The 14,746-nt window shown below is 60.7% G+C and carries 13 protein-coding genes; 9 read left to right on the top strand and 4 right to left on the bottom strand.

The features are described 5' to 3' along the window. Window positions 1-21: 21 nt before the first annotated feature. The 4 genes from OA90_RS22225 to OA90_RS22210 all read left to right on the top strand — a co-directional run bounded on the left by OA90_RS22225 (window position 22) and on the right by OA90_RS22210 (window position 4,552). Window positions 22-795 (top strand): hydroxyethylthiazole kinase, encoded by a 774-nt coding sequence (locus OA90_RS22225; protein WP_068417719.1) that lies wholly within the window; start codon window positions 22-24, stop codon window positions 793-795. A gap of 42 nt (window positions 796-837) precedes the next feature. Then, window positions 838-1,644: a bifunctional hydroxymethylpyrimidine kinase/phosphomethylpyrimidine kinase gene (thiD, locus tag OA90_RS22220; protein ID WP_068417716.1), complete on the top strand. Its 807-nt coding sequence runs from the start codon at window positions 838-840 to the stop codon at window positions 1,642-1,644. 1 nt (window position 1,645) lies between these two features. After that, complete coding sequence (locus OA90_RS22215) at window positions 1,646-2,752, top strand: TRAP transporter substrate-binding protein (RefSeq protein WP_068417713.1); 1,107 nt, start codon at window positions 1,646-1,648, stop codon at window positions 2,750-2,752. 594 nt (window positions 2,753-3,346) lie between these two features. Further along, window positions 3,347-4,552 (top strand): OmpP1/FadL family transporter, encoded by a 1,206-nt coding sequence (locus OA90_RS22210; RefSeq protein WP_208986250.1) that lies wholly within the window; start codon window positions 3,347-3,349, stop codon window positions 4,550-4,552. A gap of 79 nt (window positions 4,553-4,631) precedes the next feature. Here OA90_RS22210 and OA90_RS22205 read toward each other — a convergent pair whose 3' ends face one another. Next, the gene (locus OA90_RS22205) at window positions 4,632-5,411 is read right to left on the bottom strand and encodes an SDR family oxidoreductase (RefSeq protein WP_068417707.1); all 780 of its coding nucleotides are present in this window, start codon (window positions 5,409-5,411) and stop codon (window positions 4,632-4,634) included. 320 nt (window positions 5,412-5,731) lie between these two features. Between OA90_RS22205 and OA90_RS22200 the strand changes: the two genes are divergently transcribed. The 3 genes from OA90_RS22200 (at window position 5,732) to OA90_RS22190 (ending at window position 8,744) form a co-directional block, all read left to right on the top strand. Continuing rightward, entirely contained in the window at window positions 5,732-6,535 is an 804-nt protein-coding gene (locus OA90_RS22200) for a UDP-2,3-diacylglucosamine diphosphatase (protein WP_068417704.1), read from the top strand. Then, complete coding sequence (locus OA90_RS22195) at window positions 6,532-7,581, top strand: glycosyltransferase family 1 protein (RefSeq protein WP_068417701.1); 1,050 nt, start codon at window positions 6,532-6,534, stop codon at window positions 7,579-7,581. Before OA90_RS22200 ends, OA90_RS22195 begins: the two co-directional genes overlap by 4 nt. 167 nt (window positions 7,582-7,748) lie before the next feature. After that, a complete protein-coding gene (locus tag OA90_RS22190) occupies window positions 7,749-8,744 on the top strand; it encodes a threonine/serine dehydratase (RefSeq protein WP_068417837.1) in 996 nt (331 codons plus the stop codon). Between the two features lie 129 nt (window positions 8,745-8,873). Here the strand turns inward: OA90_RS22190 and OA90_RS22185 are convergent, their stop codons facing one another. After that, the gene (locus OA90_RS22185) at window positions 8,874-10,043 is read right to left on the bottom strand and encodes a protein phosphatase CheZ (RefSeq protein WP_068417699.1); all 1,170 of its coding nucleotides are present in this window, start codon (window positions 10,041-10,043) and stop codon (window positions 8,874-8,876) included. Between the two features lie 121 nt (window positions 10,044-10,164). Between OA90_RS22185 and OA90_RS22180 the strand changes: the two genes are divergently transcribed. Then, window positions 10,165-11,334, top strand: a complete 1,170-nt coding sequence (locus tag OA90_RS22180) for an MFS transporter (RefSeq protein WP_068417696.1) — start codon at window positions 10,165-10,167, stop codon at window positions 11,332-11,334. Window positions 11,335-11,349: 15 nt separating this feature from the next. Here OA90_RS22180 and dgcA read toward each other — a convergent pair whose 3' ends face one another. After that, window positions 11,350-12,333 (bottom strand): N-acetyl-D-Glu racemase DgcA, encoded by a 984-nt coding sequence (gene dgcA, locus OA90_RS22175; RefSeq protein WP_068417693.1) that lies wholly within the window; start codon window positions 12,331-12,333, stop codon window positions 11,350-11,352. After that, window positions 12,330-13,343 (bottom strand): N-acetyltransferase DgcN, encoded by a 1,014-nt coding sequence (gene dgcN / locus OA90_RS22170; RefSeq protein ID WP_068417690.1) that lies wholly within the window; start codon window positions 13,341-13,343, stop codon window positions 12,330-12,332. The genes dgcA and dgcN overlap by 4 nt, the downstream gene beginning before the upstream one ends. A 250-nt stretch (window positions 13,344-13,593) precedes the next feature. On the opposite strand from dgcN, the gene OA90_RS22165 reads away from it, so the two are divergent. Continuing rightward, window positions 13,594-14,742, top strand: coding sequence for an ABC transporter permease (locus OA90_RS22165; RefSeq protein ID WP_068417687.1), 1,149 nt, complete (start codon window positions 13,594-13,596; stop codon window positions 14,740-14,742). Window positions 14,743-14,746: the final 4 nt, after the last annotated feature.

Genomic DNA, 14,746 nt, shown 5'->3' with positions numbered 1-14,746 from the left:
GGCCCTTTCAGGAGGTGCCTCATGAGCCTCACTATTGCCGCATCCACCGAAATTCTCTCCGCAGAGACAGTTTACGACCTTCTGCTGCGGGTGCGCGGGAAGACGCCGCGTGTCCACGCGATCACCAATGCTGTCGCGCAGAACTTCACCGCCAATGTGCTGCTGGCGCTGGGGGCGGTCCCCTCGATGACCATTGCCGAAGAGGAAGTTGCCGGATTCGCCGGAAGCGCGGATGCGCTGCTGGTCAATCTGGGGACACTTGACGAGACCCGGCGCGCGGCGATCCCGCTTGCCATTGAGGCTGCCAGAGCCGCCGGGCGTCCGGTCAGCATCGATCCCGTCTTCGTCGACCGCTCGCCGGTTCGCTGTGCCTATGCGGCTGAGCTTCTGTCATGCGGTCCGGACGTTGTGCGCTTGAACGCGCAAGAAATGGAAGCGCTGTTTCCCGCAAGGGCCGGCGTGGAGGAGATGATCGCGGCGGGAACGGTTTTCGCGGTGACCGGCGAAGAAGACAAGATCGAAAGCAGCAACAGGGATTTTCGGCTCTCGAACGGACACCCGCTGATGGCGCGTGTCACGGCGACGGGATGTGCGGGCGGTGCGGTGCTCGCCGCCTTCGCGAGCGTGGAGAGCGATCGGGCGCTTGCTGCCGCCTGCGGATTGTCGGTGTTCAATATCGCCGGGGAAGTCGCGGCTGCACGCGCCTGCGGGCCGGGCACCTTTATGCCGGAGTTGCTCGACGCGCTCTATGCAATGAGCCTTCCCGATATCGAGGCCAGGCTCAACGCCGCCTGAGACATATTTCCATTTCCATTTCCATTCGAAGAGGAGACGCCCATGACCGCGATCGCGGTGACAATAGCAGGGTCGGATTCCGGTGGAGGGGCCGGTATTCAGGCCGACCTGAAGACCTTTTCCGCAAACGGTGTCTATGGTGCCAGCATTCTGACGGCCCTGACCGCGCAGAATACTCTCGGGGTGAGCGCCATCCACGATGTGCCGCCCGATTTCATACGTGCGCAGATGAAGGCGGTCTATTCGGACCTGAAGGTGAACGCGACCAAGATCGGCATGCTGTCGCGTGTCGAGGTCATCGAGGCAGTCGCCGAAGGTCTTGATGCATATGACACAGGCCCGGTGGTTCTTGATCCGGTGATGGTGGCCGCTTCCGGGGATCCTCTGCTTGCCGAAAGTGCTGTCGACAGCGTGATGAGCATACTCGTGCCGCGCGCCGATGTAATCACGCCGAACCTGCATGAAGCCGCCCGGATGCTGGAAACAGAGGTGGCGGACAGCGAGGCTGCCATGCGGGCGCAGTCCGAACAGTTGCTGGAGCGCGGGGCACGGTCTGTTTTGCTGAAAGGCGGACACGGCACGAGCGACGAAAGCGCGGACCTTTTCGTGGACGGGAGCGGGAACGCGACCTGGCTGCGAGAGGAGCGCATCGCCACCAACAACACGCATGGAACCGGCTGCACCCTGTCGTCTGCCATCGCATCCGGTCTGGCCCTCGGCAAGGACCTCGAAACCGCGATCCGGGATGCGAAAGACTATATCCACGCCGCCATTACGGCAGCTGACCGGCTCGCGATTGGTTCGGGGCACGGGCCCGTTCATCATTTTTACGACGTCTGGAGCACGTAACATGTCCGACAGTACTTCACAGGGAAACAGGCCGATAAACCGCAGGGCACTGCTCGGGGTGACCGCCGCTGCCGGTGCCACAGCTCTGGCGGCTCCTGCTCTTGCGCAGGAGAACGCCACCATCGAATGGAAGATGGTGACCTCCTGGCCGAAGAACCTGCCGGGACCCGGGGTAACCGCGCAGCGGATTGCCAACCGGGTCGGTGACATGTCCGGTGGCCGGTTGCGCATCCGGCTTTATGCGGCCGGAGAGCTGGTTCCGGCGCTGGGTGTGTTCGAGGCTGTTGCTGCCGGTACGGCCCAGATGGCCCATACGGCCTCGTTCTTCTGGCAGGGCAAGATCCCGGCTTCGGTCTATTTCACCGCGATCCCCTTCGGTCTTCTGCCTCATGAACACATCGCCTGGATCGAGCAGGGTGGTGGTCAGGCGCTTTGGGACGAGCTTTACGCGCCCTTCGGTCTGAAGCCGGTGATGGCGGGCAATACCGGCGTGCAGATGGGAGGCTGGTACAGGCGGGAGATCAACAGCCTTGCCGACCTCAAGGGGCTCAAGATCCGCATGCCGGGACTTGGGGGAGAGGTGATGCGCCGGCTCGGCGCGACACCGGTCAGCCTGCCGCCGGGCGAATTGTTCCAGGCGCTGCAGACCGGCGTTCTGGACGCGACCGAGTTTCTCGGGCCCTGGTCCGATCGGGCCATGGGCTTTCACAAGGCCGCGAAATCCTATTACACGCCGGGCTTCCACGAACCGAACGGTACGGGGGAGGCGATCTTCAACCAGGTCGCGCTTGACGGTCTGCCCGAGGAACTGCGGGCAATCGTTCTGGAAGCCTGCAAGGCTGAAAACGGGCGCGCCCTTGCCGAAAGCGATTGGCAGAACGCCGGCAGCCTGAAGCTGCTTCAGGAGGAGGCCGGCGTAACGGTCAGATTCTATCCGGAGGATGTTCTGGTCGCCTTGCGGGAAACCGCTGCCGTCGTTCTGGCCGAATTTGCCGAGAAGGACCCGCTCAGCGCGCGCATTCAGGAAAGTTACACCGCTGCCATTGTCCGCCTGGCACCCTGGAGCGATGTTGCCATGCGGCGCTTCCTGGTGGCACGGGACGGCTAACCTTATCGCCGGTCGGGTGGGGATGTCCGAACCTGCCGGCGCGAAATTGCGGTGGCTCTGCAGTCGCGGATAAACAGGTTCATGACGAGGAAGCGCGGCTGGACTGCCTCGCGTTTTCTGATTCACTGCGCGAGACCCGCCGCTTTATAAGTCAGACCATCGGTGTTTTTGCGAAGGCGTCTCGAGGGACTTATCCACCGGGTCTCGAGGTTCCCTTGGGAAACCTGTGACAAAGCCGCAACGATTCAACACGAATGCACATAAGAAAAAATGCGTAGCTCGATTGCCTAAAAATTGGGCAGGCGAGCGAAGGTGTGTCGTTGATGTGACTTACTGTCTCCTAACATGTCCTTTTCGAAGAATTTGAGCGGAGCAACAAAAGCCACCTTGCGGAAATATGGCGTGTTTTGCGGTGCGGCATCAAGAATCGGAGCGGGTCTCTTCGATATTATTATGTTGAAACCTGAAGTTTTCTCCAGAAAATCTGTCTTCAGTTGTCGTGGAACGCCCGGTGGGACGGGTAGGGGAGGAAACGCTATGTCAGGCGTAAACAAAAAAACCATTTTATTTGCCGAAACCGTAGTCGCACTATCTATGATTGCAGGTTCAGCTCATGCGGGTGGCTTCGGGCTGCGTGAGCAGAGTTCTTATTATCAGGGCATGTCTTTTGCGGGCTACGGAACGACGGGTGGCGGTATATCCTCGATGTACTGGAACCCCGCGTCCCTGATGGGAGCAGAGCAAGGACTGACCGTCGAAGCACACAACTCGGGCCTGTTCCCCGTTTCCGAGATCGACGGCACCCTGTCGGGAGGTCTTCTGGGATCATCATCCATCGGCAGTGGCGATATTGCTTCCGATGCTTTCATTCCGGCGTCCTATGCGGCCTACCGGCTGAATGACAATCTGATCTTCGGGGTCGGCATCAACGCGCCCTTCGGTCTGTCTACCAAGCCCGACATGAACTGGGCCGCGCAGTTCTATTCCAGGTCGTCTTCGGTCTTTTCCGTCAACGTGAATCCGGCCATTGCGTATCAGTTCAATGACATGGTCACGGTCGCGGTTGGTGTTCAGGTGCAATACCTTGATGTCTCCCTGAAATCCGCCGATGCCACGTCCGGTGCGGGCTTCCCGCGGTCCAATGAGATCTCGGGGGATGGCGTCGGCTTCGGCGTCACGGCCGGTGTCACCGTGCGTCCTTTCGAGGGCACAGAAATCGGCGTTGGCTACCGCTCGGGTGTCGGTCACGACCTCGAAGGCGACCTCTTCGCCAGTGGTACGCGGAGTGCCATAGGTCTCGGTGTGGTGACGCCGGATATGGTCAATGTCTCCGCCCGGCAGCGCTTGACCGACAAGTTTCGGGTGCTGGGCACGGTGGAGTGGACCAACTGGAGCCGGCTGAAATCGCCGCGTGCGACTTCGGACGCGACCGGTGCAACACTCACCACGCTGCATTTCAACTACAACGACGGCTGGTTCTTCTCGCTTGGCGGTGAGTACGATTTCAACGAAAAGCTCACCTTGCGCGCCGGCCTCGGATATGAAATTTCCCCCATCGACGAGGAAATCCGGTCCACACGTCTGCCGGACAACAATCGCTGGTGGCTGTCGGCAGGTGCGAGCTACAATTTCAACCAGCATCTGTCCTTTGATCTGGGCTACACTCACATCATCCCGGAATCGACCAAGATCAACATCGACCCCAGTCATCAGGACTACAATGCGACCTTCGGGACCTACGAGGCGGATGTCGACAGCCATGTGAACATCATCTCGGCTTCGCTGCGCTACAAGTTCTGACGGCTTTCCGCAGACCCTCAGATGAGACAAAGGCCGGGGAATTCCCCGGCCTTTCCAGTTTCGGAGCGTGCAGAGAACCTCAAAAGGCGGAGGGGAACAGGCCGCCGTCCATGAGGATGTTCTGTCCGGTGATATATCCGGCCTGACGGGAGCACAGGAAAGCGCAGGTCTGGCCGAATTCCTCTGCCGTGCCGAAGCGCCGCGCCGGAATCTCCGCGGCCTGCGCCGCCCTTACCTGGTCGACACTCTTGCCGGACTGCTGCGCGGCGCGTGTGAAGCCGCCCTTGAGGCGGTCGGTGTCCATCTTGCCGGGAAGCAGATTGTTGATCGTGATGCCATGTGGCGCGAGTTGCCGGCAGACACCGGCCAGAAACGCTGTCAGGCCCGCGCGCGCGCCACTGGACAGGTCAAGGCCTTCAATCGGCATCCTGACCGAGAGGGAGGTGATGTTGACGATCCTTCCGAAGCCGCGCTCCTGCATGCCCGGGGCAACCGTCTGGATGAGCTCGACAGGCGTGATGAAATTCTGGATGGCTCCGTCCAGCATCGCCGCCCGGTCGAGTTCGGAATAGTCCCGGCGGGGCGGGCCGCCGTTGTTGTTGACCAGGATGTCGGGCTGAGGGCAGGCCGTCAGCAAGGCTTCCTGGCCTTCGCGGGTGGAAACATCCGCGGCGACGCTGGTCACTCTCACGCTGTGGGCCGCCTCGAGGGCGGCCTGTGTTTCCGCCAGTACCGCTTTGTCGCGTCCGTTCAGAACGATCTCGCACCCTGCTTCGGCCAGAGCCTCCGCACAGCCCCTGCCGAGACCGCGGCTGGATGCGCAGATGATCGCTTTCTTGCCCTCAAGACCCAGGTCCATGGAATGTTTCCTTCTATTTCCGGTTTAACGGTTTGTGGCCGGTGCGCGGCACCCTGTCAATCGGACGCACGCAGCGATGCATCCTTGCTGAATACGGTTGGCATGCCGGGCTTTTTCAGCCATGCGCCGGCGCACGGCGAGGTCATTCAATCAGGGCGCTTTGCGGTCGCATTGTTCAATTCGACCCCGAAACGCAGCGGGACCGCAGATGTTGATCCTCGGGTGAAGGACAAGACATCAAACAAAAACAGGGCAGGGTGTCATAATAGTGATACCTGAATCGCGTCTATAGCGCCCCAATGAGGATATGGAGAAGTGCTATGTCTACCGGAGAGACATCGCGGCATTATCGGGCTCTGTTCATTTCTGACGTTCATCTTGGTACCCGTGGCTGCCAGGCGGATCTGCTGCTCGACTTTCTTAAGGACAACGATGCGGAGACCATCTATCTGGTCGGCGACATTGTCGACGGGTGGCGTCTGAAACGGTCCTGGCACTGGCCACAGCTGCACAACGACGTTGTGCAGAAGGTGCTCCGCAAAGGCCGCAAGGGCGCCCGTATCATCTACATTCCGGGCAATCACGACGAGTTCCTGCGCAATTTTCTCGGAACCCACTTCGGTGGGGTCGAGGTCACCGACAGCATCATCCATGAGTCCGCCAGCGGCAAGCGCTACCTCGTGATCCACGGCGATCAGTTCGATGTGGTCATCCGCCACGCCAAATGGCTGGCATTTTTTGGCGACAAGGCCTACGTGACGGCGCTCGGCGTCAATACCTGGCTGAATGCGATCCGCCGCCGCCTCGGCCTGACCTATTGGTCTCTGTCGGCCTGGGCGAAGCTGAAGGTCAAGAATGCCGTCAGCTTCATAGGACGGTTCGAGGAGGCGCTGTCGGACGAGGCGCGCCGCCAGGGGGTGCAAGGGGTGATCTGCGGTCACATCCACCATGCAGCCGACCGCGACATGAATGGTATACACTACATAAACACAGGTGATTGGGTGGAAAGCTGTACTGCGGTTGCAGAACACCATGATGGAACATTTGAGGTGATCCGATGGGTGGAACAGACCCAGGCAGGAGCCGTGCCGGAGAAGGCCAGGGAAACAGCGGTCGCCGCATGAGCTCCATCCTGATTGTGACGGACGCCTGGCATCCGCAGATAAATGGTGTCGTCCGGTCGCTGGAGAGAACGGCGGAACAGCTCAGGATCATCGGAATTCGGGTCGAGTTCCTTTCGCCTCAGGCGTTCAGGACCCTTCCGTGCCCGACATATCCGGAGATCCGCCTGTCACTGACCCATCGCGGCATCGTCGGCCGGAAAATAGAAGACTTCGATTGCGAGCATCTGCACATTGCCACGGAAGGCCCGCTGGGCATTCTGGCTGCCAGCTACGCCCGCAAGTCAGGGCAGCCGTTCACGACGAGCTATCACACCCGGTTTCCCGAATATGTTTCCGCACGATTGCCGATCCCGCTCTCCTGGTCCTACAGCTGGCTGCGCAGGTTCCACAATTCGGCAAGCGGCTGCATGGTGGCGACGCGCTCACTGGAGCAGGACCTGCGCGATCGGGGCTTTCAGAACCTGATGCGCTGGTCGCGCGGCGTCGATGAGCAGCTTTTCAGGCCCTATGAGGGCTCTGTGCTGCCGGCGGATCTGCCCAGGCCGGTGTTCATGTATGTCGGCCGCGTGGCGGTTGAAAAGAACATCAAGGCGTTCCTGGATCTCGGGATCGGCGGTTCCAAGGTGGTTGTTGGCGGCGGACCGCAACTGGAGACGCTCCGGCGTCAATACCCGGGCACGCATTTTACCGGCTCCAGGCTGGGCGAGGATCTGGCGCGTCACTATTCCGATGCGGATGTGTTCGTGTTCCCCTCGCTGACGGACACATTTGGAAACGTGATGCTCGAGGCGCTTGCCTGCGGTGTGCCGGTGGCGGCCTATCCGGTGATGGGCCCGCTGGATGTCATCGGCGATACCGGTGCCGGGGTGCTGTCGGAAAATCTGCAGGAAGCGGCTGAGGCAGCGCTGGACATTCCGCGCGACCATTGCCGGCAGATTGCCATGAATTACACGTGGGCGGCCAGTGCGCGGCAGTTTCTCGACAATTGCATTGAAGCCCGGGACATTTACAACGGCGCGTCCGGGCAGGCGAGGGCTGCGGAATAGACCTGTCCGGCTTCTGCCGGGGAGGGCCATGAGGTGCCTTGTGAGTTCGGCGGGTCTTCTTCCTTTGGTATTGATGTCGCCCGCAAACCTCACTACTCATCTGTCCCTGTCGACTACCATCGGGACGGATAAAGATGAGCGATACGCAGCTTCACCCGGATCAGGGCATGACACCGGCATCTTCCGGCAAGGCGATCACGATAAAGGATATCGAGGCAGCCGCAGCACGGATTGGCGGTGAGGCGCTCGCGACACCGCTTCTGCGGCATCCTCTGCTGGACGAGCGGGCCGGCGCCCGGGTGTTCATCAAGGCGGAGAACCTGCAGCGCAGCGGGTCTTTCAAGTTCCGTGGTGCCTTCAATTGCCTCAGTCTCGTTCCTGGGGAGGCCCGCACCAGAGGGGTGGTGGCGTGTTCCTCGGGAAATCACGCGCAGGGGGTTGCCGCCAGTGCGCGGCTTCTCGGCATGACGGCCACCATTGTCATGCCGGCCGACGCACCGGCAATCAAGCTGGAACGCACGCGCGGATTCGGTGCGAAAGTGGTCACCTATGACCGGGAGACCGAGGACCGGGATGCCATCGCAACGACGCTTTGCAAGCAAAGCGGCGCGACCCTGGTGCACCCCTTCAACGACCCGGCGGTGATTGCCGGCCAGGGAACCGTCGGATTGGAGATGGTCGCCCAGGCTGCAGCTCTCGGTGTGGAGCTTGACCACGTGCTTGCCTGCACAGGCGGCGGCGGGCTCTCAAGCGGAATTGCACTGGCATTGGCGTCCAGATCACCGTCCACGCTGTTCCACACCGTGGAACCTGAATTGTTCGACGACTACAAGAGATCCCTCGATGCGGGAACGCGTCTGTCCAATGCGGCTAAATCCGGCTCCGTCTGCGATGCGCTCATGTCGCAATCTCCCGGTGAAATCGGATTTTCCATTCTTCGCCGGCTGGCGGGGGAGGGCGTGACCGTTTCCGATGACGAGGTCCTGGATGCCGTTGCCTTTGCCTTTACGGAGCTCAAGCTGGTGGTGGAGCCGGGTGGCGCAGCGGCACTGGCGGCGGTGCTTTCCGGCAAGCTTGCACTGACGAATACGGCCGTCGGTATTGTCCTGACTGGCGGCAACATCGATCCGCAGATGATGGTCAAGGTGCTCTCCCGGCAATAGTCTCTGGCTGCCGTTGCAGGCACGATAGTATCATCCTGCGATTCGGCCAGGAGCAGCGGTTCGTGATCTCAAGTAAAAAGGGCGCTGCCATGCGGCAACGCCCTTTGATTTTCGCACGGAGCGAACGGTTCAGTTGAAGAGTGCCTGACGCTCGGCTTCAGTCATTTCTTCCAAGGCGTCCTTTTCCTCTGACGTTTCTTCCGTCATTTCCCACTCTGCGTCGGCATTTGCTTCCTCTGCAGCGTCTTCGGCAGCTGCCTCAGGAGCGTCCCCGGCAGCTTCTTCGGGGGCTTCTTCGGCTATTTCGTCCGCTGCGGCATCGACTTCCGTGTCGAACAGTTTTTCAATCGCCGCCTCGTCGAGCATCGCGTCCGGGTCGCCGTCGCTCGCTGCGTCGTCGTCAGGCGCCGCTTCCTCACCGGCACCGCCGCTGGCGGGAGACGCGAACATGTCGTCGATGTCATCGGTACCCATCGGTTCGTCGCCATTTGCCATAATGGCATCGACGTCTGAATCGCTGGCATGGATCTTGGCCGGTGCAGAAGATTCGGTCCCGCTGATAGCCGCGTCCAGAACATCGTCGCTGACAGACATCAGCTCATCGATGTTGGTCTGGGAAACGCCTTTTCCTTCGTGTTGCGGACCGTTCAGGAGATGGGCATCCGGGCGGTTGTCGACCGGGCCGGCATCCGCTTCGGCTTCCATTTCCTCGATACCCCAAATGCCGATCATCAGATTGATGCGGCTTTCCAGATACCTGAGAACCTGCACGACCTTGTTGGTGCGCTGTCCGGTCAGGTCCTGGAAGGAGCAGGCCATGAAGATTTCCGTGGCCTTTGCGTCTATTTCGTCGCAGGCCGCATCGTCAGCGCCTTTTTCGCGCAGCACCCAGGCTGTTTCCTGGATCTGTTCGGCGGCTTCCAGAATGGACTGGGTTGCCCCTTCGGTCTGGGTGATGATCGCGTCGAGTTCGTGCGAGGCATCCTCGAAGCGATTGCTCTCGTCGCCCTCATCCTTGATGTTGGATATTTCCGACTTGGTGCGCTCGATCGCCTCATGCATGTCGGCGATGTCGAGTCGGATCTTGTCGAGATCGGGCACACTGCGTTGCCGGGTAACCACTTTCTCGAGGCGCTGTATTGCCGTCAAAATCTCGGTGGTTTCCGGCGTTTTGTGCCGATTCAGATATTCGGTCAGAAACCGCCGGCCGCGATCAGACTCCAGCAGGGTCTGTTCGAGGGTATGGTATTCGGCTTCGCCGATCAGCTCCGGCTCTTCCGGTTTTGCTTCCGCTGTCATATGGACGCTAATCTCAACTTGCCTTAGGGATCGGATGCTGTTCTGCCTCGAACAACTTGTCCTTAAAGGTAAGGCGGAAATCGTTAACATCCCTTTAGGCGCAAACCTTGACATTAATCACATGATCCGTACGTCACCGAATGTCAGCACAAGGGTCTCGGGCCTTTTTGCCGTTCATTTTTTCGGGTTTGGTCTGTTCCTGCCGTTTTTGCCGGTGGTTCTCGAATTTCGCGGGATAAGTGCGGAAGATATCGGCTTTATTCTGGGGGCGGGTACGATCACCCGGATCGCCGCCAGCCCCCTTTTGGCCAACATCGCCGACAGAACAGGTCAAAGGCGGCTGGCGATCCTGATCTACAGTCTCGCCGGTGCGGCTTTTATCGGACTGTTTTCCGGACCTGCGGAGATCGTTTTGATCGGTTCCGCCGTAGTCGGATACATGGTGTTCCAATCGCCGGTTCTGCCGCTGAGCGATGCCTATGCACTCGATGTCGCGCGCAACACGGGCACTGATTATGCCCGGATGCGGCTGTGGGGATCCGCCGGCTTCGTCGCGGCGACGCTGGCGGGCGGCGCGCTCGCCGCACAGGCCACGAATTGGCTTATTCTGGTGCTGATCGTCATTTCCGCCGTGATGACCGGTCTGGTGGCCATGTCGATGCCCTCGCAAAAACGCGCCGGAACGACTGGTGCGTCGGAGGCACCGGAACAGGCCTCCCCCTTTGCAACTGCTTGGTTCTGGCCGGTGCTGACCGTATTCGGCCTGTTCCAGGCGAGCCATGCGGCGTTTTACGGTTTCGGCACGCTCTATTGGCAGGCGATGGATGTTCCCGATTTCACCATCGGCGTTCTCTGGGCAATCGGTGTGGTGGCGGAAATCGGCCTCTTCGCCATCGCCGGAAAATTGCCGATTCGGATGGACCCGCCGGTGTTTCTTCTGGTGGCCGGCATTGCCTCCGTCATCCGCTGGGGGCTTTTTCCGTTCGCCGACACGTTCGTTGCGATGGCCGCGCTGCAATTGCTGCACGGGCTCACCTTTGGCGCGGCGCACCTTGGATCGCTCTCCGTGCTGGCAAAGGTCGTTCCCAGCCGTTGGTCCGGGACCGGTCAGGGGCTTCTGGCCACGTCCATCGGCATACAGATGGCAATCGGGCTCGGGGTAAGCGGTGCGCTTTACGAAACCAATCCCGACCTTCCATTCTATGTGATGGCCGCGGCTGCCGCAGCCGGCGTGTTTATGGTGCTTGCGCTGACACCGTTGATACGCAGGCACATGGCATCCGCCGGCTGATCTTTTCCCTTGGGGTCAGCCCCACAGCTCAGGTTGCGGCGGGTAAAGCGTGCTGCCGTCGAACCTCAGGCCCGGCGACCTGTCATGTGCCAGAAGCAGGGGGCCGTCGAGATCGACGTAATCCGCCTGCTGGGCGATCAGCACTGCTGGTGCCATCGCAAGCGAAGTGCCAAGCATGCAGCCGACCATTATCGCGAGGTCCTGCTCCCTGGCTGCCTTCACGAGCTTCATCGCTTCCGTGAGCCCGCCTGCCTTGTCGAGCTTGATGTTGACCGCGTCATACTTGTCCCGCAGGCCGTCGACCCCCATGCCGGGATGAAGGCTTTCGTCCGCGCAGATCGTGATCGGACGCTCAATTTCCGCCAGAAGACCATCGTTTTTCGACGGCAGTGGCTGTTCGATGAGCGCGACCCCGGCAGCCACGCAGGCGGCCATGTTTTCCTCAAAGCAGCTCGCGTCCCAGGCTTCGTTGGCGTCGACGATCAGGGTGCTGTCAGGCGCGGCCTGCCGGACCGCGGCGATGCGTTCGGCATCTCCCGGACCCGCCAGCTTGATCTTCAGAAGCGGACGATGCGCCGCTGCCGCGGTTTTTTCCGCCATGAGTTCCGGCGAGTTGACACTGATGGTGAAGGCGGTTGTGACGGCCTTCATGGTTCCGAAGCCGGCAAGCTCCGCAGCCTGTTTTCCCGCCTTCTTCGCTTCCAGGTCCCAAAGGGCGCAATCAACCGCGTTGCGGGCCGCTCCCGCCGGCATGGCGTCCTGGAGCGCCGCCCGGGACATGCCTGATTTCAGAACGGGCGCAATTTCCTCAATCAGGGCCTGAACGCTTTCAAGGGATTCGCCGTAGCGTGGATAGGGGACACACTCGCCCCTGCCGGTGCGAGCGCCGTCCATCAGGGTTACGACGAGGACCTGCGCATGGGTTCTCGTTTCGCGCGAGATCCTGAACCCCCCGGCGATTTCAAAGCTTTCGGCTTCAATGTTGACGGACAGGCTCATGGGGCACCGAACTCTGCGGAGACCTTGTCGACGATGACCTCCATTCCGTATCGGACAGGGTCGGTCGCGGGCAGTCCATGCTGTTCGCCAACCTTGGCGAGATAGGCGAGCGCTTCGTCGTCATCCAGGGCGGATGTGTTGACCGCGATACCGATGCAGCGGATATCCGGATTGGTCAGCCGCCCGCATTGAACCGTCAGGTCGATGACCTGCTGAATGGTCGGCAGTGGTGTTTCGACACCGCGCATCTTCGTGCGTGTCGGCTCATGGCAGACGATGAAACCGTCCGGCTGGGACCCGTGCAACAGCCCGAGCGTCACTCCGGCGAACGAAGGATGGAACAGGGATCCCTGGCCTTCGATGATCTGCCAGTGACTGTCGTCTGTTTCCGGCGACAGCCATTCCGCGGCGCCGGAAATGAAATCGGCGACCACGGCATCGAGCGAGGTACCGCGCCCGGAAATGAAAACGCCGGTCTGGCCGGTGGCGCAGAAGGAGCTGGCGTAGCCGCGCTTGTTCATTGCCCTGTCCATCGCCAGGGCGGCGTATTTCTTGCCGACGGAGCAATCGGTTCCGACCGCCAGAATGCGTTTCCCGGAGCGTTTGGTGCCCTTGCCTGTGGCAAAGCTCATGCTGCTGTGGCGCACATCGTGCAATTGGCGGCCGTTCCTGTCGGCCGCGTTCCTGATGGCCGGAATATCTCCCAGGCGCACATGCAGGCCCGAGGCGACGTCCATGCCCGCTTCCAGCGCCGTCACGACCGAATCGATCCAATGTTCCGGCAGACGTCCGCCCGCATTCACCGCGCCTATGACGAAGGTCTTCGCACCGGCAGCGGCTCCATCCGCAATCGACATGTCGGAAAGACCGGTATCGGCGACGCATCCGTCCAGCCGAACCTGGCCGATACACCAGTCTTTGCGCCAATCGACGATGCCGGTCGCGGTTTTTGCCGCGAGGGCATCTGCAACATCACCAAGAAACAGAAGGTAGGGGCGGGCTATTTCCATGGGTAGATCTTTCAATAAGTTGCCGATGGTCTGGTAACGGTTCCGGGAACGGAGAAAAAGTGACATCAAGGAGGGCGATGCACCGCAGAGTGCGGTTGTCTCCATGTGGTTCGGATTTGATCAGGCCACGTCCCGAAAAAGGACAAACCCGTTCAAACCGCACTATTCCCGTTTTTGGGTCCGTGACCTGACCTGTTCCATCAGGTATACGGGGGGAGGTGAACCAGCGGCAAGAGGGCAGCCAGCCGGAATGGCATTCTTGGAAAAAAACATCGCGCCGGAGATGCAGATCGAGGCGAACGGCCCCGATCATTTGTGTCTTGCCCTCTCCGGGGATTGGACTGTCAGCACGATCGGCAAGGCGGAAGAGGAAATCGCCAACCTGCAGCTTGGCAGGGACGCGCCGACCTCGATCGATGTTTCCAACATCGAGCATCTGGATACGAGCGGCGCGTGGCTGATCCATCGAACCCGCGGTCGGCTTGAGTTCGAGGGGCGCAAGGTCGAGCTGACGGGCGTCACGCCTGTGCGGCAGACATTGTTTCAGGAAATCGAGCAGCATCATCCGCCGAGATGGAAACCGGATGTGCCGCGGTTGTCCATCCTCGGGTTTCTTGAGGCTACCGGACGGCAGATGGTGGAGGCCGGCAAGGACGGTCTCGCGATGCTGCACATTCTCGGCTCGCTCGGGCTGGTCCTGTCGACCGTACTGCTTCAGCCCAAGCGTCTGCGCGGCATCTCCATCGCGGTGCAATTCGACCGCAGCTGTGTCGGTGGGGTGCCTATCGTTGCCCTGATGAGCTTTCTGATCGGGGCGATCATTTCGCAACAGGGCGGCTTCTATCTCCGCCAGTTCGGTGCGGACATATTCGTTGTAGATCTGGCGGGTATCCTGGTGTTGCGCGAGATCGGCGTCATTCTGACGGCGATCATGGTGGCGGGCCGGTCCGGGTCGGCCTTTACCGCCGAACTCGGAGCCATGCGCATGCAGGAGGAGGTGGACGCCCTGCATGTGATCGGCCTCAGCGTGACCGAGGTTCTGGTGCTGCCGCGTATTCTGGCTCTGATGATCGCGCTGCCGATCCTGACCTTTGTCGCCGATATTTCAGCCCTGCTGGGCTCGGGTCTGGTGACATGGGCCTATCTGGACATTCCGCCGGCGGCTTTCCTCACACAGTTGCAGGCGGCGATCACGGTCCAGACCCTGGCCGTTGGTCTCGTGAAGGCGCCGTTCATGGCGCTGATCGTGGGGTTGATTGCCTGCGTGGAAGGGTTGAAGGTCGAAGGCTCATCGGAATCACTTGGACGTCACACCACGATGTCCGTGGTGAAGGCCATTTTCCTTGTTATCGTCGTGGACGGCATGTTCGCCATATTCTTTGCCGCCATCGGAGTTTGACCGG

It is taken from the genome of Labrenzia sp. OB1, assembly GCF_001624695.1.
GTDB lineage: Bacteria > Pseudomonadota > Alphaproteobacteria > Rhizobiales > Stappiaceae > Roseibium.
Note: the sequence above shows the minus strand (reverse complement) of the source record. Positions and strands in the feature narration are given on the sequence as shown.